Origin of the sequence: Pseudomonas sp. IPO3749 (genome assembly GCF_013386605.1) — a bacterium.
Classification (GTDB): domain Bacteria; phylum Pseudomonadota; class Gammaproteobacteria; order Pseudomonadales; family Pseudomonadaceae; genus Aquipseudomonas; species Aquipseudomonas azotoformans_A.
The window spans coordinates 147,610-169,709 of record NZ_JACARN010000019.1; the positions used below are offsets into that span (position 1 = coordinate 147,610).

A 22,100-nucleotide genomic window follows, 5' to 3' on the forward strand; every position below is an offset into this window, starting at 1 on the left:
TTTGACCGAGTTCCAGCATGAGAATGCGGTCGAATGTGGGAGCGGGCTTGCTCGCGAAGAGGCCAGTTTTACTGGTAGAGATTCCAGCCTTAGTTGAACTCATCCCCCACCGGATACCGGCTGTCATTCAAGCTCTCTTTGATCTTGCGCAAATGCGGCTGGAAATCCACGCCACGGCGCAAGGTCATGCCGGTCGCCAACACATCCAGCACCGTCAGTTGGATGATCCGCGAGGTCATTGGCATGTAGATATCAGTGTCTTCCGGCAACGGAATGTTCAGGCTCACCGTACTGGCCTTGGCCAGCGGTGAGTTCTCGGCGGTCACGCCCAGCACGGATGCGCCGTTTTCCCGCGCGATGCGCGCCACTTCCACCAGCTCACGGGTGCGCCCGGTGTAGGAAATGATCACGAACAACTCGCCCGTGTGCGCCACCGAGGCGATCATGCGCTGCATCAGTACATCGGCATGCGCCGTCACTGCCAGGTTGAAGCGGAAGAACTTGTGCAGCGCATCCATCGCCACAGGGGCCGAGGCGCCCAGGCCGAAGAAGTGGATCTGCCGCGCCTGGATCAACAGGTCCACGGCTTTGCTGATCAAGTTCGGGTCCAGCGCCTGGCAGGCACTGTCCAGGGACGCGATGGCACTGCCAAAGATCTTCTGCGTGTAAGCCTCCGGGTTATCATCGGCCTCCACGGCACGGCTGACATACGCGGCACCACTGGCCAGGCTTTGTGCCAACTGCAATTTCAGCTCAGGGTAACCGCTCACGCCGAACGAACGGCAGAAACGGTTGACCGTCGGTTCACTGACCGAGGCAGCCTGGGCGAGGGCGGCGATAGAGAAGCGGGTCGCCTGCTGCGGGTTGAGCAGGATGACCTCGGCGACTTTTTTCTCGGCCTTGTTCAATTCTTCGAGGCGGTTCCGGATCTGTTCCAGAAGATTTCGCACGCGGTCCATTCAGTCTTTCCTTCGGGCGACGATGCAAATAAAAAGGTGGCAACCAATCGACGAGTGGCCTTTTGCGGTGGCCTATCCTACTGAGGGTAGCTGAACACCACCACTCGCAATGCGTATTTCGGGAAAATGTTGTGGTTATTACTACATTTTTCCTTGAGTGATGCCTTGAAAAAAGGTATTTGTAGCTTAACTTGATAAAAGAACAAACATCATGCCTTCGATAACCGTAGAACCCTGCACCTTTGCCCTGTTTGGCGCCTTGGGTGATCTGGCGCTGCGCAAGTTATTTCCTGCCCTCTATCAACTTGATGGCGCCGGGCTGCTGCACGACGATACGCGCATCCTGGCCCTGGCCCGTGAAGCCGGTTCCGAGCAACAGCACCTGGCCCATATCGAACACGCGCTGCGCGAGTTCGTCGGCAAGGAGCTGGACGAAGCCATTGCCCAGCGTTTCCTGGCACGCCTCACTTATGTGCACGTCGATTTCCTGAAGGCCGATGACTACGTGGCCCTGGCGGACATCGCCGGCACCGAGCAACGCCTGATTGCCTACTTCGCCACCCCGGCGGCGGTGTATGGCGCGATCTGCGAGAACCTGTCCAAGGTCGGCCTGGCGGAAAACACCCGCGTGGTGCTGGAAAAACCCATCGGTTCGGACCTGGAGTCCTCGCGCAAGGTCAACGACGCCGTGGCGCAGTTTTTCCCGGAAAACCGCACCTACCGCATCGACCACTACCTGGGTAAAGAGACGGTCCAGAACCTGATCGCCCTGCGTTTCGCCAACAGCCTGTTCGAAACCCAGTGGAACCAGAACTACATCTCCCACGTGGAAATCACCGTGGCCGAGCAGGTCGGTATCGAAGGCCGTTGGGGCTACTTCGACAAGGCCGGCCAGCTGCGCGACATGATCCAGAACCACCTGCTGCAGCTGCTGTGCCTGATCGCCATGGACCCGCCGGCCGACTTGTCCGCCGACAGCATCCGCGACGAGAAGGTCAAGGTGCTCAAGGCCCTGGCGCCGATCAGTCCGGACGGCCTGACCACCCAGGTGGTGCGCGGCCAGTACATCGCAGGCTACAGCGCCGGCAAGCCGGTGCCGGGTTACCTGGAAGAAGAAAACTCCAACACCCAGAGCGACACCGAGACCTTCGTCGCCCTGCGTGCCGATATCCGCAACTGGCGTTGGGCCGGGGTGCCGTTCTACCTGCGTACCGGCAAGCGCATGCCGCAAAAGCTGTCGCAGATCGTTATCCACTTCAAGGAACCGTCCCACTACATCTTCGCCCCGGAACAGCGCCTGCAGATCAGCAACAAGCTGATCATCCGCCTGCAACCGGACGAAGGTATTTCCTTGCGCGTGATGACCAAGGAGCAGGGCCTGGACAAGGGCATGCAACTGCGCAGCGGTCCGCTGCAACTGAATTTTTCCGACACCTACCGCAGCGCCCGTATCCCGGATGCCTACGAGCGGTTGTTGCTGGAAGTGATGCGCGGCAACCAGAACCTGTTTGTTCGCAAAGATGAAATCGAAGCCGCGTGGAAGTGGTGTGACCAGTTGATCGCCGGGTGGAAGAAATCCGGTGATGCGCCCAAGCCGTACGCGGCGGGGTCCTGGGGGCCGATGAGCTCCATTGCACTGATCACGCGGGATGGGAGGTCGTGGTATGGCGATATCTGATTTGAAACTGCCCCAGGGCGTAACCCCCCACGAGTACCGCACGCCGGTGCTGTTGGCGGAAGGCCTGGCAACTGACGTGGCCGAGCAACTGCGCACGGCCATCAGCGCCCGTGGCGAGGCGACCCTGGTGGTGTCCGGTGGCCGCAGCCCGGTGGCGTTTTTCCAGCACCTGGCCAAGCAGGGCCTGGATTGGTCCAAGGTCACCATCACCCTGGCCGACGAGCGCTGGGTGCCGGTGGAGCATGCCGACAGCAATGCCGGTTTGCTCAAGCAGCATCTGCTGCAAGGTCCGGCGGCCAAGGCCAAGTTCTTGAGCCTGTACAGCGCCGCGGCCAACCTTGAAGACGCTGCCGAGCAGGCCGATCGCCTGCTGGGCGAATTGCCAGCCATTGATGTGCTGGTGCTGGGCATGGGCGATGACGGCCACACCGCGTCGCTGTTCCCCAACAGCCCGAACCTCGCCGAAGCACTGAAGGCCGACGGTACCCGCCGTTGCTGGCCGATGCTGGCGCCGACCGTGCCGCACCAACGCCTGACCATGAGTCGCGCATTGCTGGCGACGGCGAACTACACCGTGCTGTCGATCTCCGGCAGTTCGAAATTGACCACCTTGAGCGCTGCGCTGGCCAGTGACGACGTCGCTGCCATGCCGATTCGCGCGTTTCTGCAACCTACATTAGAGATTTACTGGTGCCCATGAGCCAAGGATCAGCCGCTATGAAAAGCCCTCAACCGACCGTGCCCATGGCGGATAAAGTTGCCTTGATCGACAGCCTCTGCGCCAAGGCGCGGATCCTGCCGGTGATCACCATCGCCCGCGAACAGGACATCCTGCCGTTGGCCGATGCCCTGGCAGCCGGTGGTTTGACCGCATTGGAAGTGACCCTGCGTTCCGAGTTCGGCCTCAAGGCCATTCAGGTCCTGCGCGAGCAACGCCCTGAACTGTGCACCGGTGCCGGCACCGTGCTCGACCGTCACATGCTTGAAGCCGCCGAAGTCGCTGGCTCGCAGTTCATCGTCACTCCAGGCATCACCCGCGACCTGCTGGAAGCCTCGGTACACAGCCCGATCCCGCTGCTGCCGGGCATCAGCAATGCCTCGGGCATCATGGAGGGTTATGGCCTGGGCTATCGCCGCTTCAAACTGTTCCCGGCCGAAGTCAGCGGCGGCGTGGCCGCGATCAAGGCCCTGGGCGGCCCGTTCGGCGAAGTGAAATTCTGCCCGACCGGCGGCGTCGGCCCGGCCAACATCAAAAACTACATGGCGTTGAAAAACGTGATGTGTGTGGGCGGTAGCTGGATGCTCGACCCTGAGTGGGTCAAGAACGGCGACTGGGCCCGCATCCAGGAAGTCACCGCCGAGGCGCTGGCGCTGCTGGATTGATCTGATTTACCGAATCGTTGTTGCTGTGCTTAACGGCATTTTTGCGGTGCACTTGGTCGGTGTACCGCTTTTTTTTGCCTGTTGAAAACGCGCCTAGCCGACGCTCAACTCGGTGATGGCTTTAACCAGCACGGCTATCTCCTCTGCCTGCGTCACCAACCCCGGCGTCACCCGAATGCAGGTGCCAAACGACGCACCCACACGCGTCGTGGTGAACAGGTTGTAGTCCTTGAGCAAACGCTCCGTCATCACCTGCTGATCCTTCCCAATGAACTTGAACGCCGTAATCGCGCAATACAAGCGTGGATCATCCGGCGTCAGCACCTCGATCCCCGGCAGTGCCCGTACCTGGCTGACCCACAAGTCCCGCAAGTAATTCACTCGCGCGCCCTTGGCCGCCGCGCCGCCCAGTTGCCGGTGTTCTTCAAGCACCAGCGGCAAGGTCATCAGCGCCGGGAAATTCGGCGTGCTGTAGGGCGTACGTGCGCGAACGTCGGTGGCGGGGTAGTGGAATTCGCCCATGTCCGGGTCGATGTCGGCCAGGCGCTCCGGAGCGATGTACAGGAAACCCAAGGTCAGCGGGGCGCCAATCCACTTGTGCAGGTTGAAGCCGGCAAACTGGATACCCAGTTCGGCCAGGTTGAATTCGATCTGGCCCAGGGCATGGGCGCCATCGAGGATCACATCGATACCCTGCTCGCGCGCCGCCTGGGCAATCGCGGCCACGGGCATGACCAGCCCGGTGCGGTGGGTCACGTGGGTCAGTGCCATCAGCTTCAAGCGCGGGTACTGCACGAATGCATCGCGATACGTCTGCACCAGGCTGTCGAAACTCGCCGGGTGCGTGTGGGACAGTTCGATGACTTCCACGCCGCGATAGCCCGCCAGCCAGCGCATGGCGCCTTTCACCGTGTCGTACTCAAGGTCGCTGATCAGCACTTGGTCGCCCGGTTGCAGACGGTTGTAGTTGCGGATCAGCGATTGCAGGGCTTCGGTGGCATTGCGGGTGAAGGCGATGGCGGCGGGGTCGGCATCGATCAGCCCGGCCAGTTGGCGGAGGATCGCCTCGTTTTCACCGCGCTCGAATTGCTGGCGTACATGCAGCGAGTTGCTGCGGTTGATAAACGCCACGTGTTCCAGGTACTGCGCCTGTACCGCTTGGCTCATGCGGCCGAAGTAACCGTTCTCCAGGTTGATCGGGCCGGGCTCCAGCACATAGCGCTGGGCGATGGCGTGCCAGTGGTTTTCGTTGTCTGCATTCCTTGGCATGGCATGACTCTTTAATGTCGAGGGGCGGGTTTACCGTGTTTGGCGCGCAGCGGTTCGAGCAATTCAGACAAGCCGTTGCTGTCGATCTCCTGCATCAGGGCCAGCAGACCCCCTAGCTCTCCATGGGGGAATCCTTCGCGGGCGAACCAGTTCAGGTACGGGCCGGGCAGGTCAGCGATGATGCGTCCCTTGTATTTGCCGAAGGGCATTTCGCGGGTGATCAGCAGTTCGAGTTTTTCGGGATTCATGAAGGCTCAGGTGTGTGTATCGAGACTTTGGAAAATACAGGCATTCTGCATGAAGGCCAAATGACAGATCATGCAAATAACGTACATACAGATGGTTCAATTTATCGTAACTAATTGAAATTAAAGGATAAGTTGTTTTGTTAAAACCTGGCACGGGCGCTGCAACCATTAAGACAACCTTCTAACCCGTACAAGGAATTGAAAAATGACTGACATCAATAAAGAATCGATCTCCGTACTGAACGACCTGATCGAGACCAGCATCGACGGCCAAAAGGGTTTCAAGGAGTGCGCTGAAGACATCAAGCACCCAGAACTCAAAGCCCTGTTTGCCAAGCGTTCTGCCGACTGCGCCACCGCCGCCGCTGAACTGAAAACCGCCGTACGTGCCTTGGGCGGTGATCCGGAAGATTCCGGCAGCGTGGCCGGTGCACTGCATCGCGGCTGGGTCGACGTCAAGTCGATGCTAACCGGCAAGGATGAAGAAGCGGTGCTGAACGAAGCCGAGCGCGGTGAAGACCACGCCCTGAAGGCTTATAAAGATGCGATCGAGAAGATCAACAAGCACAACCTGCTGGGCATTCGTGACCTGGTTGAGCGTCAGTACCACGGTGTACAACGCAACCACGACCAAGTGAAAGCCCTGCGTAACCAGGCTCGCGCTCAGTCTTGAGTCGTCGCTGAATAGAAAAAGCCCCGCCGATGCGGGGCTTTTTTATGCGCCAGGATCAGCCAATGCTGATCGGCGGCAACTCGGTCAAGGTCACGACTTGCTGCTTACGCGGCGCCAGGATCTCCGCTTCGCCGTCCACTACCAGTTCATCACGCTGGTTGAACACACGGGTGGCGATGCGCACGCGGAATTTCGGCAGCTTCTCGAGGATTTCCAGGCGCACGGTCAGGGTGTCGCCAATCTTCACCGGCTTCTGGAAGCTCATTTGCTGGCCGATGTAGATGGTGCCCGGCCCAGGCAATTCGCAGGCCACGGCCGCGCTGATCAGGGCGCCGCTGAACATGCCATGGGCGATACGCTCCTTGAACATGGTCGCCTTGGCGTACTCGGCGTCCAGGTGCACCGGGTTGTGGTCACCGGACATCGCGGCGAACAGCTGGATATCGCGCTCCTCCACCAACTTGCTGTAGCTGGCGGTCTGGCCGACTTCGAGGGCTTCGTACGGGGTGTTGGTTACCTGGGTCATCTAAAGGTGCATCCTGTGGCTAATCGGTAATTTAATTGACTGATTTTAAACGATAAATTATTCGCAGCGGGCCGGCCTGCGCAGTGTCAGCGCCTGGTCGAGCCACGCCAGCACATCCGCTGTGACAGCGTCGCGGTTGGTTTCGTTGAACACTTCATGGCGCGCCTGCGGGTAGACAGTCAGTTGCAGGTGCTGGCAGCCGGCGTCGCGCAAGGCGTCGGCCAGACTGGTGAGACGCTTGCCCTCACTCACCGGATCACATTCGCCGCCCATCACCAGGATCGGCAGGCCCGGATCGATCTGCGCGAGATTGGACGCTTTGCTGATCTGCTGCAAGCCGCCGAGCAGGTCGATCCAGAGCTGATTGGTGCAGCGGAACCCGCACAGGGGGTCGTTGATGTACTTGTCCACCTCATCCGGGTCACGGCTGAGCCAGTCGAACGCGGTGCGATTGGGTTTGAAGGCTTTGTTGAACGAGCCAAACGACAGGAATTCGATCAGCGCACTGCGCCCGCGCAAGCCCTGGCGCAGGCGCTCTATGCGTGCGATCACCCGAGCGGCGCGATAGAGCGCCACGGGTTGGAAGTTCGAGCCGCTGAGAATCGCCCCATGCAGGCTGGCGCTGTGGTGCAGCAGGTAAGCCTGGGCGATATAGCTGCCCATGCTGTGGCCCAGCAGAATGATCGGCAACCCCGGCTGCTGCTGGCCGATATGCTGGTTGAGGCTGGCCAGGTCGCCCACCACTTTGTTCCAGCCATCCGTCTCGGCGTACAGGCCCAAGGTGCCTTCGTCGGCGGTGCGGCCATGGCCACGCTGGTCCAGCGCATACAGGCCGTAGCCGGCGCCGCACAGGGCCTCGGCCAGGCGCGCATAGCGCCCACTGTGTTCGGCCATGCCGTGGGACAGCATCACCACGGCCTTGGCGGGGCCCTCGGGCATCCATTGATTGACGTACAGGCGGCTGCGGTCATTCGCGGTCAGCCAGAAGGTGCTGTGGTTCATGGCGCTTCCTTTGCTCAGGGTCGTTGCAGTGTATAGCTCATCTGTTGAGGGACTGGGTATCTGCCTACGCATCAGCAGCAAGATTCATACAATCAATGACACGATTTAGCGTATTTGCCTGTTTGGCCATAGCTGCTAACGTCCCCAAAGCTCCGCTTTTTATAGCGTCAGGAAAGCGGCCGGACACACTCAGGTAAGAGGACAAGAATAATGCAACCTGATTTCTGGAATGACAAACGCGCGGCGGGCGTTCCCAATGACATCGACCTGTCGGCCTACAAGTCGGTGATCGAGGTCTTCGAGCGTTCCTGCAAGGCTTTTGCCGACCGTCCGGCATTCAGCAACATGGGCATCACCCTGACTTACGCCGAGCTTGAGCGCCAGAGTGCGGCGTTCGCCGGCTACCTGCAACAGCACACCGACCTCAAGCCGGGCGACCGCATCGCGGTGCAGATGCCCAACGTGCTGCATTACCCGATTGCCGTGTTCGGCGCCTTGCGTGCCGGGCTAATCGTGGTCAACACCAACCCGCTGTACACCCCGCGCGAGATGCGCCACCAGTTCAAGGACGCCGGCGTGCGGGCGCTGGTCTACCTCAACCTGTTCGGCTCGCGCGTGCAGGAGGTGTGCAGCGACACCGAGATCGACTACCTGATCGAAGCCAAGATGGGCGACTTCATGCCCGCCGCCAAGGGCTGGCTGGTCAACACCCTGGTCGACAAGGTCAAGAAGATGGTCCCGGCCTACAGCCTGCCGCGCGCGGTGTCGTTCAAGCGCGCGTTACACATGGGCGCGGGCCTGGGCGTGACGCGCCACCCGGTGACCCTGGACGATATCGCCGTGCTGCAATACACCGGCGGCACCACCGGCCTGGCCAAGGGCGCGATGCTGACCCACGGCAACCTGGTGGCAAACATGCAACAGGTGCGCGCCTGTATGTCCCAGACCGGTGAGGACGGCCACCCGCTGATCAAGGAAGGGCAGGAGGTGATGATCGCGCCGCTGCCGCTGTACCACATCTATGCGTTTACGGCGAACTGCATGTGCATGATGGTCTCGGGCAATCACAACGTACTGATCACCAATCCACGGGACATCGGCGGCTTTATCAAGGAGCTGAAGAAGTGGCGTTTCACCGGGCTGCTGGGGCTCAACACGCTGTTCGTGGCGTTGATGGACCATCCTGACTTCAAGTCCCTGGATTTCTCCCACCTCAAGCTCACCAATTCCGGCGGCACCGCATTGATCAAGGCCACCGCCGAGCGTTGGGAGCAGATCACTGGTTGCGCCATCGGCGAGGGCTACGGTCTGACGGAAACCTCTCCGGTGGCCAGTACCAACCCCTACGGCAACAAATCCCGCCTGGGCACCGTGGGCATCCCGGTGCCGGCCACGGCGATGAAAGTGATCGATGACCAGGGCGTCGAGTTGCCACTGGGCGAGCGCGGCGAGTTGTGCATCAAGGGCCCGCAGGTGATGAAGGGCTACTGGCAGCAACCGGCCGCGACCGCCGAGGCGCTGGACGCCGAAGGTTGGCTCAAGACCGGTGACATTGCAGTGATCGACGAGGATGGCTTTGTGCGCATCGTCGACCGCAAGAAAGACCTGATCATTGTGTCGGGCTTCAACGTCTACCCCAACGAGATTGAAGACGTGGTGATGGCCCACCCGGCGGTGGCCAACTGCGCGGTGATCGGCGTGCCGGACGAGCGCACGGGGGAGGCGGTGAAGCTGTTTGTGGTGGCGCGGGCTGAGGGGGTGAGCCTTGAGGAGTTGAAGGCCTACTGCAAGACCAACTTCACCGGGTACAAGGTGCCCAAGCATATTGTGCTGCGCGAGTCGTTGCCGATGACGCCGGTGGGCAAGATTTTGCGCAGAGAGTTGCGCGACATCGCCTGACCTTGAATTGAAATGCAATAAAGTGTGGGAGCGGGCTTGCTGTGGTGAGCGGGCTTGCGCGCCGGACTGCGCAGCGGTCCTCATTGATTTGCGGTGAACCTGTCGGGGGACAAGCCCGCTCCCACATTCGTCTTGTGTTGCCATGAAAACCCTATTCCAGAGCGTTTTTCGTAGGCAATTAGGTGTTGTTTAAAGTGTGACCGAATATTGTAGGACAGTCGCGTTTATGACCACAGGGCCCACCTTTGGCTCTAGGCGACCTTTGGCAAAGCTGCTACTCTCGGCGCGCTTTGTGACGTCTCGGCCTGCTTGAAAGCGCCAGATTCACCTAAAAAAACATACACCAATAATAATCGCATCAAATGCGATGATGAATTCGCGTCGCTGACGTCGCTGAGGAGTGGGCTTCCATGAACGAAGACTTTTGGAAGGATAAGTACCCCGCCGGGATTGCTGCACAAATCAATCCAGACGAGTATCCGAATATTCAGGCGGTACTGAAGCAGTCCTGCCAGCGCTTCGCCAACAAACCGGCTTTCAGCAACCTGGGCAAGACCATCACCTACGGTGAGTTGTACGAATTGTCCGGCGCCTTCGCCGCGTACCTGCAACAGCACACCGACTTGAAGCCCGGCGATCGCATCGCCGTGCAACTGCCCAACGTCCTCCAGTACCCGGTTGCCGTGTTTGGCGCCATCCGTGCCGGCCTGATCGTGGTCAACACCAACCCGCTGTACACCGCGCGGGAAATGGAACACCAATTCAACGACTCCGGTGCCAAGGCCCTCGTCTGCCTGGCCAACATGGCGCACCTGGCGGAAAAGGTCGTGCCCAAGACCGCCGTCAAACACGTGATCGTCACCGAAGTCGCCGACCTGTTGCCGCCGCTCAAGCGCCTGCTGATCAACAGCGTCATCAAGTACGTGAAGAAGATGGTCCCGGCGTATCACTTGCCCCAGGCGATCAAATTCAACGACGTGCTGGCCAAGGGGCACGGCCAACCGGTCAACGACGCCAGCCCGGCCAGTGGCGATGTGGCCGTGCTGCAATACACCGGCGGCACCACCGGCGTGGCCAAGGGCGCGATGCTCACCCACCGCAACCTGGTCGCCAACATGTTGCAGTGCAAGGCACTGATGGGTTCCAACCTCAACGAAGGTTGCGAGATCCTGATCACGCCGCTGCCGCTGTATCACATCTATGCGTTCACCTTTCATTGCATGGCGATGATGCTGATCGGCAACCACAACATCCTGATCAGCAACCCGCGCGACCTGCCGGCGATGGTCAAGGAACTGTCGAAGTGGAAGTTCAGCGGCTTTGTCGGCCTGAACACCCTGTTCGTGGCGCTGTGCAACAACGAGGCGTTCCGCAAGCTGGACTTCTCCGCGCTGAAAGTCACCCTGTCCGGCGGCATGGCCTTGCAATTGGCCGCCGCCGAGCGCTGGAAGGCCGTGACCGGCTGTGGCATCTGCGAAGGCTACGGCATGACCGAAACCAGCCCGGTGGCCACGGTGAACCCGATCCAGCACATCCAGATCGGCACCATCGGCATTCCGGTGCCGTCCACCGTGTGCAAAGTCATCGCTGACGACGGCACTGAACTCGCCCTGGGTGAAACCGGCGAGCTGTGTGTGAAGGGCCCGCAAGTGATGAAGGGCTACTGGCAGCGCCAGGACGCCACCGACGAAATGCTCGACAGCGAAGGCTGGCTCAAGACCGGTGACATCGCGATCATCCAGCCCGACGGCTATATGCGCATTGTCGACCGCAAGAAGGACATGATCCTGGTCTCGGGCTTCAACGTGTACCCCAACGAGCTGGAAGATGTACTGGCAGGCCTGCCGGGCGTGTTGCAGTGTGCGGCCATCGGTGTGCCGGACGAGAAGTCCGGGGAACACATCAAGCTGTTCATTGTGGTCAAGCCGGGCGCGACCCTGACCAAGGACCAGGTGATGGAGCACATGCGCGCCAACGTCACCGCCTACAAGGTGCCCAAGGCCGTGGAATTCCGCGATGCATTGCCGACCACCAACGTGGGCAAGATCCTACGGCGTGAGTTGCGCGATGAAGAGTTGAAGAAGCTCGGTCTTAAAAAGTAACCCCATAAAAAACCCCGCAGAAGCGGGGTTTTTTATTGAAGGGGGTTACAGGGCGAAATGCGCGAAGCTCACGTTAGCACCTGTTGGCCGCACATCCTTCAAGAACGAGTCCTTGTCGGCACTCAGCTCCAGCGTGATCTCCGGCTTGCGCTTGTTCGCATTGCGCACCACCAACCCTTCGATGTGTTCACGCAAAAACGCGGTCGGCACCTTCAAGTGCAGCAACTGGTCAGTCTCGGCGTTGTGCATCAACAGATGGATCCACTCGTACTGGCCCACGGCAATACGGCCCACCGGCAGGTCGAACCACCAGATGTTGCGTTTGCGGTCCAGGTCGGTGAAGTGGCAGTTGTTGACGCCGAGTACGGCACCGCCCAGTTCGGTGTTTCGGCGGGCGATAGCCTGTGCTTTATTGAGTTTCATAACCTTCCTACGGATCTGTTATTCAGCAGTTGAGCCTGAATGTGCCGGGCATTCTCAGGGGTTGGCGGCAAAACATAAAGCCAAAACTGCGACCGGCGATGAAATGCGTGGGCAAAAATAATTGAAACTCTGCCGAACGGCCTCGGGTCAATCTTTAGGTAATGACCAAAACCCTTGATTGTTCTTTCGGAGAGATACCATGAGCAGCACATCTGACAAGGTTAAAGGCGTGGCAAACGAGGCGGTCGGCAATATCAAGCAAGGTGTCGGTAAAGTCACCGGCAACGACAAACTGCGCGCTGAAGGTGTGGTTCAGGAAAAGAAAGGCGAAGTGCAGAAAGCGGTTGGCGACACCAAGGACGCTGTGAAAAAAGCGACCAAGTAAGCGCGTTTTCAAGCAGTCCAAACGGCCATCCACGGATGGCCGTTTTTATGTCACATGCTGTGATTAAAGTTTCGAAATTGTTTCAAGGTCGCCAAATAGGCTACCTTGATGTAGAAAACGGCCCCTGAGTCGCCCACGAACTCAACCTTTTTGCGGCGAAAGGAGACGCTATGATTTTTCCGGTTCTCGATGGGCTCAAGCTGCACAAAGTGCTGCTGCGCACCGTCAAGGAATTCGTCGATGACGAAATGCCTACCTACGCCTCGGCACTGGCCTACCAGATGCTGTTCTCGCTGTTTCCCTTCCTGCTGTTCCTGATTGCCCTGATCGGTTTCCTGCATTTGCCGGACTTCTTCACCTGGCTGCGTCTGCAGTCGGAACTGGTGTTGCCGCCCCAGGCCCTGGAGCAGGTCAACCCGGTGATCGACCAGTTGCAGCAATCCAAAGGTGGCCTGCTCTCGGTAGGTATCGTGATCGCGCTGTGGACGGCCTCGGCCGGCGTGCGCCTGATGATGAGCGCGATGAACGCCGCTTATGACGTGGTTGAAGGCCGGCCGATCTGGAAGCGCTTCCCGCTGTCGATTTTCTACACCGTTGGCATCGCCGGCATGTTGCTGGCCGCCGCTGCACTGATGGTGCTGGGCCCGCAAGTGATGGAATGGCTGGCCGGTCAGATCGGCATGCAGGAATTCGTGGTGACCTTGTGGACCATCCTGCGCTGGCCGTTGATCGTGATTCTGCTGATGTTTGCCGTGGCCCTCATGTATTACGTGATGCCCGACGTCGAGCAGAAATTCCGCTTCATCACCCCAGGCTCAGTGCTGGCGGTGGTGGTCTGGATCGTCGCGTCACTGGGTTTTGGCTACTACGTCAAAACCTTTGCCGACTACAACGCCATGTATGGCAGTATCGGCGCGATCATCGTGTTGCTCCTGTACTTCTACATTTCCGCCGCCGTGCTGTTGCTGGGCGCGGAGATGAACGCGGTGATCGAGCACATGTCCGCCGAGGGCAAGGATCCGGGTGAAAAAGAGTTCGATGAACCCGGCCACACCGATGAAAAACAGCACGTCTCAGGCCTCGGCCGGGACCACTCCAAGCCCACTGCCGATGAAGTCTGAGCGATGATCCGTGAAATTCTGAAAATGGGCGACGAGCGCCTGCTGCGCATCGCGCCTCCGGTCCCGCCGGAAATGTTCGACAGCCCCGAGCTGTGGCAATTGATCGATGACATGTTCCAGACCATGGAACACGTGGGCGGCGTCGGCCTGGCCGCGCCGCAGATCGGTGTCGACCTGCAATTGGTGATCTTCGGCTTCGAGGCCAGCGAACGCTACCCGGACGCGCCGCCGGTGCCGCAGACGATTTTGATCAACCCACTGATCACACCACTGAGCCCGGTGCTGGAAGAGGGCTATGAAGGCTGCCTGTCCGTGCCGGGTTTGCGGGGCGCGGTGGATCGTTACCAACAGATTCGTTATGAGGGTTTTGACCCAAAGGGCGAGCCGATTGTGCGCATCGCCGAGGGCTTTCATGCGCGGGTGGTGCAGCATGAGTGCGATCACCTGATCGGCCGGTTGTATCCGTCGCGGATTACCGACTTCACCAAGTTCGGCTTTATCGAAGTGATGTTCCCGGACATGGATCCCACGGCTGACGACTGATCCTGCAGCTGAATGTGAGGCTGCTTGTTGTGGTGAGCGGGCTTGCCCGCTCACCACAACAAGCCCGCTCACTACAGAAAGCGATACTCCAATGTTTTTAGCGGGTGGGTTTGACGAACCGCAACGTCATCCGATCCGACTCCCCAATCGCCACATACTTCGCCTTATCCTGCTCGCCCAATCTCAGCGTCGGCGGTAACGTCCACACGCCTGCCGGGTAATCCTTGGTGTCCTTCGGATTGGCATTCACCTCGCTCTGTCCCGCCAGCTTGAACCCGGCATCGGAGGCCAGCTTCACCACCTGTGCGGTGGTCAGATAGCCGCTGTCCTTGATCGCTTCCTGATCCGCCCCATCCTTGGCCCGGTGATCTTCCACGCCCAGCACGCCGCCCGGTTTCAGTACCTTGTAGAACGCACTGAACGTGGCCGGCGCAGTGCCTGCCTCGACCCAGTTATGCACATTGCGGAAGGTCAGCACCGCATCCGCTGACGCCGGCTTGCCGAACACCGGCGCCTTGGGATCGAACTCGACCACCTCGGCCTTGGCGTAGCGAGCTGGATCAGCCGCGAATTTCTTTTTCAGGTTCTCTTCGGACGTACGCGCGTAGGCGCTGCTGCTCGCCGCCTGCACGGCGGCGATGTAATGCCCATGATCCTTGAGCAACGGCGCCAGCAGTTCGCTGTACCAGCCGCCACCGGGGGTGATTTCGATCACCGTCTGCTTGGCGCCCAGGCCAAAGAATTCCAAGGTCTGTTGCGGGTGACGATAACTGTCGCGGGCGCTGTTGGCCGATTCGCGCCAACTGCCGGCGAGCGCGCTCTGGTACTGCTGGGCGGTAATGGGCGCGTCGGCTGCCTGGCTCAAGAGCGGAACGAGCAGGGCGGTGAGGGAGAGAGCTGCAAGCGTCGTTTTCATGATCATCCTGTAAAGGGCCACTGTGCCGCCGAGGCTAGCATGGGGCCTGCAGGCGCCGATCACACATTATCTGCGGTCGACCTTACCAAACGATCTAAGCCCATCGCGATCATGGGTTTGTTGCGCTTGTAGCGTACCCAGCGTTCGCTGAGGGATTGCGGCAGCACGGTGTCCTGGGTGAAGCCCATCCGTTGATACAACCCTTCCAGGTCTGGATGACACAACAACCACAGGGTGCCGTCGACATCGGCAACCGCGGCCTCGATCACCCGCGCCGCCAGCCCTTGGCCGCGATAGGCCGGGTCAACGAACACCCCGGTCAACCATTGCCCTCCCACCACCGGCGTCAGGCACAACCCGGCGACGATCTCTGCGTCGCGCGCCACCCACAAACGCCCACCCTTGAGCGCCTTCATCGACGAGTTGTGGTTGCGGTAAAACTTGTTTAGCAGCGGCCACAGCGGCTCTGCCAGCGGTTCGATGTGCAATGGGGGCATGGTGTTCAGGCAGCGTTATTCAGGGCCTTGGATTATAAGCGCCTTCTGCCGGGCAATAGGTGGTATACCCAGTGCTACATCCCCTGTCAGTGGAGCAAGCATCATGGCCAAAGGTATGGATTCAAAGAAAGCCGCGAAGAAAAAACCGGCAAAGACCGCCGATGAAAAACGCGCAGACAAAAAGGCCAAGAAGTCTGAAACCGGCCTTTTCGGTCACTGAGTTACAAGCTTAGAACCAAACGATCTGCAAGATTTTCCCGCCTCATTGCACAGAGCAGGAAACACCTGCTCTGAGCGGCTGATGGCCAACTACCTTGATCTGACCCAACGCCGGGAAATCGAAGCCCTGGCCAGCACCTTTATCGCAAGAACCGAATGGCCGACATGGCTGCTGCTGATCGGCGTGTACGCCGGTTGGTTTGCCGTGATCCTGGGCAGCCATTGGCTGGGCCTGGGGTTGAGCCTCTTGCTGCTGATTCCAATCGTGACGCTGTGGCTGTCGGTGCAACACGAATTGCTCCACGGCCATCCCACCCGTTCGTTGCTGCTCAATAAACTGCTCGGCTACGCGCCCTTTGCGGTGTGGTACCCGTACACGCTGTACCGCGACAGTCACTTGCTGCACCACAACGACGAAGACCTGACCCTGCCGGGCATCGACCCGGAAAGCCGGTACCTCAACCAGCAGCAATGGGACAACAGTTCGCTGTTCGAGCGTGGCGTGCATTGGCTGACCAAGACGGTACTGGGCCGCTTTGTGTTGGCCGCCCCCTTGGCAATCGCCCGTTTGGCCCGTCACGAATATCGGCGCCTGCCCCAAGTGTGGCCGATGTGGCTGGCCCATGGCGCCGTCACCGTGTTGATGCTGAGTTTCATCGCCCATTACAGCGCGCTCTCGGTGTGGCATTACCTGCTGCTGGTCAGCGTGCCGGCCTTGTCCCTGGCGTCGATCCGTTCCTACTATGAGCACCGCCCGCACCCGCAGCCGGAGCAACGCACCGTGCTCAACGAAGCGTCCTGGCCGTGGACCTGGCTGTTCCTCAACAACAACCTGCACCTGGTGCACCACGACCTGCCGAAACTGCCCTGGTACTTGCTGCCCACGGTCTACCGTGCCCGCCGCGAACAATGGGTGGCGCGCAGCGGCGGCTTCCTGGTGCAGGGCTACGGCCAGTTGATCAGCCGCCACGGCCTCAAGGCCATCGACAGCCCCCGGCACCCTTTTGCGTGAGAGATGACCATGAGTGACCACTACGCCGAGCTGCTGATGTACGTCGCGCCCGAGCCGATCGAGCAGGCCAACCAGCAGTGGATTGCGCGCATCCTCGACCACCTGAACCTGGGGCGGCGCAATGCCGATCACCTCGACCTGCACGGTCTGTGGCTCGCGCCTGAATTAATGGTGACCCAGACCTGCGGTTATCCATTGATGACCCAGCTGCGCGGCCAGGTCCGTGTCATCGGCCGCCCATGCTACGAGTTGCCCCATAGCAGCCAAGGCGAACATTGCAGCCTGTTGCTGACTCGCGATGACAACCCACGCCGCACCTTGGCGGATTTCTACAACAGCCGTGGCGTGATCAACGGCCACGATTCCAACAGCGGCATGAACCTGCTGCGCGAACGCCTGGCACCCTTGCAACGCGACGGGCGCTTCTTCGCCAACGTCGCCATCAGCGGTGCCCACCGCGAGAGCCTGCGTTGGCTGCGCGAAGACCGCGCCGACCTGGCGGCCATCGACAGCGTCACCTACGACTACCTCGCCCGTTTCGCGCCGCAGGAAGTGGCGGGGCTGCGCATCGTCACGCGCAGCGCACCGAGCCCGACCTTGCCCTATATCGGTCCAGTGGGCTTGAGCGATGAACAGGTCGTTCAGATCCGTCAGGCCATGAACCAGGCACTGCGGGATTTACCGCAGGTGGCCGAGACATTGGGCCTGCAAGCCGTACTGCCCGCCAGCGAAGACGACTACCAAGTGCTATTGGGCTATGAGCAACAGGCCGCAAGCGCTGGTTATCCAGTGTTTCAATAAGGTTATATAAAAATACCTTTTAAATATTATTAAAGAATAAGCAGCCTTGCTAGGATCGCTCCACCGGAACGCCGGACATAACGCGCAACCTACTCAGATGGAGCCACTATGTCCGGCGCCGACACTTCTCACAGCGATTACGTGGGCGGATTGTTCCGCAGTCATTACGACTGGCTGTGCAGCCGTTTGCACCGCCACCTCGATTCACGTGCCCACGCCGAAGACATCGCCGCCGACACCTTCGTCCAGCTGCTGAGTGCGCCGGGGGTGATGCCCATTCGCCAGCCGCGTGCGCTGCTCACCACCATCGCCCAGCGGCTGATGTATCAACTGTGGCGCCGGCGTGATCTGGAACGGGCCTACCTCGACGCTCTCGATAACGACGAAACCTCCACCGCGCCGTCTCCCGAAGAGCTGGCGCAAATGCTCGAAGCCCTGCAAGCCATCGATCAGTTACTCGACGGCTTGCCGGCCAAGGTCAAGGCGACCTTTTTGCTCTCGCAACTCAATGGCCTGACCTACCCGGAAATCGCCAGCGAACTGAGGATTTCCCAGCGCTCGGTCAGCGACTACATGACCCGTGCCTTCAACCGCTGCCTGCGGCTTTGCCTGGAATGAGCGACGAGCTGATCGACAGCGCCACGCGCTGGTACGTGCTGTTGCGCTCCGGCCAAGCTTCGACGGGCGACTGGCAGCGCTATGAACAATGGCGCGCCGCCGACCCGCGTCATGACGCCCTGTGCCGACAGTTGGAAACCCGCTTGGGCGTGTTCCAGGTTCCCCAGGCGCAAGGGGTGAGTGGCAAGGTGTTGCAACAGGCACTGGAGGCGCCGTCCAGTCGACGGCAGGTGTTGCAGGTCGCGCTGGCCGGTGCTGGTGTGGCAGTTGGCGCGGCCTTGCTGGCCAAGCCGCTGGGCTTGCCATTGACTGAACTGACGGCGGATATCCGCACTGGCACCGGCGAGCGCCGCACCGTCGCGTTGGGCGATGGCAGCGAATTGCTGCTCAACGCACAAAGCGCGGCCGACATCCAGTTTGATCCGCAACGCCGGCTGATACGCCTGCGCGAGGGCGAGTTGCTGGCCAAGGTCGCCAGCGACCGCATCCGACCGTTTTTGATCCAGACCGACCAGGCGCGTCTGCGCGCCTACGGCAACCGTTTCCTAGTGCGTGAACGGCAAGGGCAGGGCCAGGTGGTTGCCCTCAACGGCGCAGTGGAAATTGACGGCCAGCACGGCGAACGCCTGCAACTCGCCGCCGGCCATGAAGTGAATTACGACCGTGCCGGATTCGGCCCGGTGCAGGCCAGTTCCTCCGGGGCCACGGCCTGGGTCGACGGCTTCCTGCAAGTGCGCGACCGCCCGCTGGCCGAAGTCATCGACGCACTGCGGCCTTATCACAATGGCGTGCTGCGTCTGGACCCTGCGGTGGCGGGCCTGCGCGTCAGCGGCTTGTACCGGTTGGACAACCCCCAGCAAATCCTCGACACCCTGGCGCGCACCTTGCCGATCCACATCACCCGCCGCAGCGGTTTTTGGGTGACCGTCAATGCCGCGTGATGCCCTCTGTGGCGAGGGAGCTTGCTCCCGCTGGGGTGCGCAGCAGCACCAAAACCTGGGAGCGCTTCGCACTCCAGCGCGAGCAAGCTCGCTCACCACAAAGTGCTCGTTCACTTTGGAACAGGCCAGTTCTAAGAACATAACCAAACGATCTGCAAGTTTTCCTCCCGCCGTCCCACATCACTCCCGTAAGCGCTGCGGGGAGCAGCGCCGTCGAGTTTCCTTGGGGGGAGCCAAAGTGAATCAGTTCAACCGTGTGCCGCTTCGAACCTTTGCCCTGGTGCCGTTCGCCAGCCTGTTGTTGTCGTTTGCCGCGAGTGCCGAAGAGGTGCGCCAGGTCTATCACATCGCACCTGGCCCGTTGGATGAAGTGCTGCTGAACATCAGCCGCCAAAGCGGCCAGGTGATCTCGTTTACGCCGCAGTTGGGTAACTATTCCTCGGCCAGTGTGGACGGTTCTCTGTCGGCGCAACAGGCGGTGGACGCCGCGCTCAAGGGCACCGGCCTGCAAGTCCAGGTGAGCCCGGACGGCGCGTTCATCATCAAGGAGGGCGCGAGCAAAAACGCGACCAGCAACGTCAACGCGCAAACCCGTGCAGCGCAAGCGCCGACCCTGGACCGCGTGGTCGCCATTGGCACCCGGCGCAGTGACGCCACCGCCTTGACCAGCGCCGCGCCGGTGGATGTGATCAACGCCGAAGAACTCAAGCAGACCGGTGCCACCAGCCTCAACCAGGCACTGTTCCAACTGCTGCCGTCGTTCAACTTCCCGCAAAACCAGAGCGCCACCCGTGGCCAGAACCCCAAGGGCGCGTCCCTGCGTGGCCTGGCGCCGGACCAGACGCTGGTGCTGATCAACGGCAAGCGCCGCCATGCCTCGGCGGTGGTGAACATCTCCGGTGGCGTGCCGTTCATTGGCGCGCAGCCGGTGGACCTGGACATGATCCCCATCAGCAGCATCGACCACGTCGAAGTGCTGCGCGATGGCGCCTCGGCGCAATACGGCTCGGATGCGGTGGCGGGCGTGGTCAACATCGTGCTCAAAGAGCGTGACAGCGGCGGCCAGGTCAACACCCAACTGGGCAAATACGCCCAGGGCGACGGCTTCAGCAAAACCACCGACGGCTGGTACGGCCTGGGCTTGCCGGGGGATGGCTTCCTTACCCTGAGCTTCAACACCCTCAACAACAAACCCACCGACATTGGCGACCAATACGTCGCCGACGGCCAGTTGCAAGACCCGCGCTGGGGCGGTGCCGGGCGCGATAAATTCAACCTGGCGGCGAACGCCGAAGTCGGCCTGAGCGACCAGTGGCGCCTCTACAGTTTCGCCACCTTTGGCCAGGACAAATCGGTAAACAACACGCCGCCGTTGCTGGCGAATAATCCGAACAACGTGCCGGGCATTTACCCCAACGGCACCATTCCCAAATACCGCTACCGCTATGAAGACGGCGCACTCACCGTCGGCACCCGCTATGAAGACGACACGCTTGGCCGCTTTGACCTCAGCGCCACCTACGGTCGCGACAAGCACGATGAACTGGCCTTTAACACCGTCAACCCCAGCTACGGCCTGAACAGCCCGACCAAATTCGACGTGGCGACGCTGGTCAACGAGCAGACCAACCTCGGCCTGGATTACGCCAAGGACCTGGACGTCAACTGGTCGAGCCATCCGCTGACCGTCTCGGCGGGCATTGCCTACCGCCATGAGCAGTATCGTCTGGAGGAGGGCGACTACGAGTCCTACTCCTTTGGCGGCATCAACGGTGTGCAGGTCGGCGCGGTGCAAGCCTCCGGTCTCACACCAGACGACGCCGGCACCTACAAGCGGGATGTCGGCGGCGTTTACTTTGGTCTTGAGCACCAGCTCACCGACAAATTCCAGGTCGGCCTGGCCGGACGTACCGAGCACTACTCGGACTTCGGTTCGGCCACCACCGGCAAGCTCTCGGCGCGGTATGACTTCACGCCGCAGGTGGGCTTGCGCGCCACGGTGAACAACTCCTTCCGTGCGCCGACCCTGGGCCAGATCGGCACGTCGTGGACCACCACCACCAACGTCGACATCAACGGCAACCCGGTGCTGACGCGCATGTTGCCCGCCGACAACCCGGCCGCCCGTGCGCTGGGCGCCGAGCCGCTCAAACCGGAAAAATCCACCAACTACTCCTTGGGCCTGGTGTTGCGCCCGGTCGAAAACGCTTCATTGACCATCGACGCCTACCAGATCTCGATTCGTGATCGCCTGCTCTACAGCGGCGGTATTTCCGGGCCACGTGCCGAACAGATCCTGCAGCAAGCCGGGTTTGGCCAGTACACCTGGGCGCAGTTCATGACCAACGCGGCCAACACCCGTACCCGTGGCGTCGACATCGTCGGCAAGTACAACCTGGACCTGGCGCAGTACGGCGCGTTGAGCCTGTCGGCCGGCTACACCAAGGCGCGCACCACGATCGAAAAGGTCCACGAGAACCCCAACGGCTTCGACATCCTCACCCGCGAAGCCCGTGGCTTTCTGGAGCACGGCTACCCCGAAGACAAGCTGGTGCTCGGCGCTACCCACCGCATCGGCGCATGGACCATCGCCCTCAGCGAAACCCGCTACGGCGAATACCGCAAATACGCCGCCAGCGAAGCCAACGCCCAGTACGACCAGACCTTCGGCGCGCAGTGGAACACCGACCTGGACGTGAACTACGCCTTCACCAAACAACTGCGTTTGTCAGTCGGCGCCAACAACTTGTTCGACAGCAAGCCCGACGACTTCAACACGCGCCTGCGCCAGACCCCGGGCCAGCAGTACAGCTACCTGTCGCCGTCGGCGCCGGAAGGGGCGTTTTACTACACGCGGCTCAGTTATGACTTTTAACGAACATCAC

The 22,100-nt window shown here is 60.7% G+C and carries 22 protein-coding genes; 14 read left to right on the plus strand and 8 right to left on the minus strand.

Annotated features, from left to right (window positions below; genetic code table 11):
- Positions 1–89: 89 nt before the first annotated feature.
- Entirely contained in the window at positions 90–950 is an 861-nt protein-coding gene (locus tag HX812_RS10095; protein WP_174555598.1) for a MurR/RpiR family transcriptional regulator, read from the minus strand.
- Positions 951–1,170: 220 nt separating this feature from the next.
- Here HX812_RS10095 and zwf point away from each other — a divergent pair, with 220 nt between their 5' ends.
- Genes zwf through HX812_RS10110 form a run of 3 tightly spaced genes read left to right on the plus strand, consistent with a single transcriptional unit; the run spans position 1,171 to position 4,020 of the window.
- Complete coding sequence (gene zwf, locus HX812_RS10100; protein WP_033896321.1) at positions 1,171–2,637, plus strand: glucose-6-phosphate dehydrogenase; 1,467 nt, start codon at positions 1,171–1,173, stop codon at positions 2,635–2,637.
- Positions 2,624–3,337, plus strand: a complete 714-nt coding sequence (gene pgl / locus HX812_RS10105) for a 6-phosphogluconolactonase (protein WP_038850554.1) — start codon at positions 2,624–2,626, stop codon at positions 3,335–3,337. Before zwf ends, pgl begins: the two co-directional genes overlap by 14 nt.
- 17 nt (positions 3,338–3,354) lie before the next feature.
- Entirely contained in the window at positions 3,355–4,020 is a 666-nt protein-coding gene (locus tag HX812_RS10110) for a bifunctional 4-hydroxy-2-oxoglutarate aldolase/2-dehydro-3-deoxy-phosphogluconate aldolase (protein ID WP_038850555.1), read from the plus strand.
- Between the two features lie 93 nt (positions 4,021–4,113).
- Here the strand turns inward: HX812_RS10110 and HX812_RS10115 are convergent, their stop codons facing one another.
- Positions 4,114–5,289 (minus strand): aminotransferase class V-fold PLP-dependent enzyme, encoded by a 1,176-nt coding sequence (locus tag HX812_RS10115; protein WP_038850556.1) that lies wholly within the window; start codon positions 5,287–5,289, stop codon positions 4,114–4,116.
- Between the two features lie 11 nt (positions 5,290–5,300).
- Positions 5,301–5,537 (minus strand): DUF3820 family protein, encoded by a 237-nt coding sequence (locus tag HX812_RS10120; protein WP_010208204.1) that lies wholly within the window; start codon positions 5,535–5,537, stop codon positions 5,301–5,303.
- A gap of 205 nt (positions 5,538–5,742) precedes the next feature.
- Between HX812_RS10120 and HX812_RS10125 the strand changes: the two genes are divergently transcribed.
- Entirely contained in the window at positions 5,743–6,210 is a 468-nt protein-coding gene (locus HX812_RS10125) for a PA2169 family four-helix-bundle protein (RefSeq protein ID WP_033896318.1), read from the plus strand.
- A gap of 55 nt (positions 6,211–6,265) precedes the next feature.
- On the opposite strand, the gene HX812_RS10130 is transcribed toward HX812_RS10125, so the two are convergent.
- Together HX812_RS10130 and HX812_RS10135 are read right to left on the minus strand one after the other, a co-directional pair.
- Positions 6,266–6,736: a MaoC family dehydratase gene (locus HX812_RS10130; protein WP_010208208.1), complete on the minus strand. Its 471-nt coding sequence runs from the start codon at positions 6,734–6,736 to the stop codon at positions 6,266–6,268.
- Positions 6,737–6,793: 57 nt separating this feature from the next.
- Positions 6,794–7,738, minus strand: a complete 945-nt coding sequence (locus tag HX812_RS10135; RefSeq protein ID WP_038850558.1) for an alpha/beta hydrolase — start codon at positions 7,736–7,738, stop codon at positions 6,794–6,796.
- A gap of 210 nt (positions 7,739–7,948) precedes the next feature.
- On the opposite strand from HX812_RS10135, the gene fadD2 reads away from it, so the two are divergent.
- Both fadD2 and fadD1 read left to right on the plus strand, forming a co-directional pair.
- On the plus strand, positions 7,949–9,637 hold the full coding sequence (gene fadD2 / locus HX812_RS10140) for a long-chain-fatty-acid--CoA ligase FadD2 (protein ID WP_038850559.1): 1,689 nt from the start codon (positions 7,949–7,951) through the stop codon (positions 9,635–9,637).
- A gap of 410 nt (positions 9,638–10,047) precedes the next feature.
- The gene (gene fadD1, locus HX812_RS10145; protein ID WP_038850560.1) at positions 10,048–11,739 is read left to right on the plus strand and encodes a long-chain-fatty-acid--CoA ligase FadD1; all 1,692 of its coding nucleotides are present in this window, start codon (positions 10,048–10,050) and stop codon (positions 11,737–11,739) included.
- 45 nt (positions 11,740–11,784) lie between these two features.
- Here fadD1 and HX812_RS10150 read toward each other — a convergent pair whose 3' ends face one another.
- Positions 11,785–12,162, minus strand: coding sequence for a hypothetical protein (locus HX812_RS10150; RefSeq protein ID WP_033896314.1), 378 nt, complete (start codon positions 12,160–12,162; stop codon positions 11,785–11,787).
- Positions 12,163–12,361: 199 nt separating this feature from the next.
- On the opposite strand from HX812_RS10150, the gene HX812_RS10155 reads away from it, so the two are divergent.
- From HX812_RS10155 to def, 3 genes are all read left to right on the plus strand, one after another.
- Entirely contained in the window at positions 12,362–12,547 is a 186-nt protein-coding gene (locus HX812_RS10155) for a CsbD family protein (protein ID WP_028617689.1), read from the plus strand.
- Between the two features lie 170 nt (positions 12,548–12,717).
- Entirely contained in the window at positions 12,718–13,668 is a 951-nt protein-coding gene (locus HX812_RS10160) for a YihY/virulence factor BrkB family protein (RefSeq protein ID WP_016975971.1), read from the plus strand.
- A gap of 3 nt (positions 13,669–13,671) precedes the next feature.
- On the plus strand, positions 13,672–14,211 hold the full coding sequence (gene def, locus HX812_RS10165; protein ID WP_016975972.1) for a peptide deformylase: 540 nt from the start codon (positions 13,672–13,674) through the stop codon (positions 14,209–14,211).
- Between the two features lie 97 nt (positions 14,212–14,308).
- Here the strand turns inward: def and HX812_RS10170 are convergent, their stop codons facing one another.
- Both HX812_RS10170 and HX812_RS10175 read right to left on the minus strand, forming a co-directional pair.
- A complete protein-coding gene (locus tag HX812_RS10170; protein WP_038850562.1) occupies positions 14,309–15,127 on the minus strand; it encodes a class I SAM-dependent methyltransferase in 819 nt (272 codons plus the stop codon).
- Positions 15,128–15,186: 59 nt separating this feature from the next.
- Positions 15,187–15,624 (minus strand): GNAT family N-acetyltransferase, encoded by a 438-nt coding sequence (locus HX812_RS10175; protein WP_033896311.1) that lies wholly within the window; start codon positions 15,622–15,624, stop codon positions 15,187–15,189.
- 301 nt (positions 15,625–15,925) lie between these two features.
- Here HX812_RS10175 and HX812_RS10180 point away from each other — a divergent pair, with 301 nt between their 5' ends.
- The 5 genes from HX812_RS10180 to HX812_RS10200 all read left to right on the plus strand — a co-directional run bounded on the left by HX812_RS10180 (position 15,926) and on the right by HX812_RS10200 (position 22,090).
- On the plus strand, positions 15,926–16,855 hold the full coding sequence (locus HX812_RS10180; protein WP_038850564.1) for a fatty acid desaturase: 930 nt from the start codon (positions 15,926–15,928) through the stop codon (positions 16,853–16,855).
- 9 nt (positions 16,856–16,864) lie between these two features.
- Positions 16,865–17,656, plus strand: a complete 792-nt coding sequence (locus tag HX812_RS10185) for a phosphate/phosphite/phosphonate ABC transporter substrate-binding protein (protein ID WP_038850617.1) — start codon at positions 16,865–16,867, stop codon at positions 17,654–17,656.
- 108 nt (positions 17,657–17,764) lie between these two features.
- Positions 17,765–18,274, plus strand: a complete 510-nt coding sequence (locus HX812_RS10190; RefSeq protein WP_038850566.1) for a sigma-70 family RNA polymerase sigma factor — start codon at positions 17,765–17,767, stop codon at positions 18,272–18,274.
- Positions 18,271–19,215 (plus strand): FecR domain-containing protein, encoded by a 945-nt coding sequence (locus HX812_RS10195; protein WP_038850567.1) that lies wholly within the window; start codon positions 18,271–18,273, stop codon positions 19,213–19,215. Before HX812_RS10190 ends, HX812_RS10195 begins: the two co-directional genes overlap by 4 nt.
- Before the next feature lie 238 nt (positions 19,216–19,453).
- Positions 19,454–22,090 (plus strand): TonB-dependent receptor, encoded by a 2,637-nt coding sequence (locus tag HX812_RS10200; RefSeq protein WP_038850569.1) that lies wholly within the window; start codon positions 19,454–19,456, stop codon positions 22,088–22,090.
- The last annotated feature ends 10 nt before the right edge of the window (positions 22,091–22,100 follow it).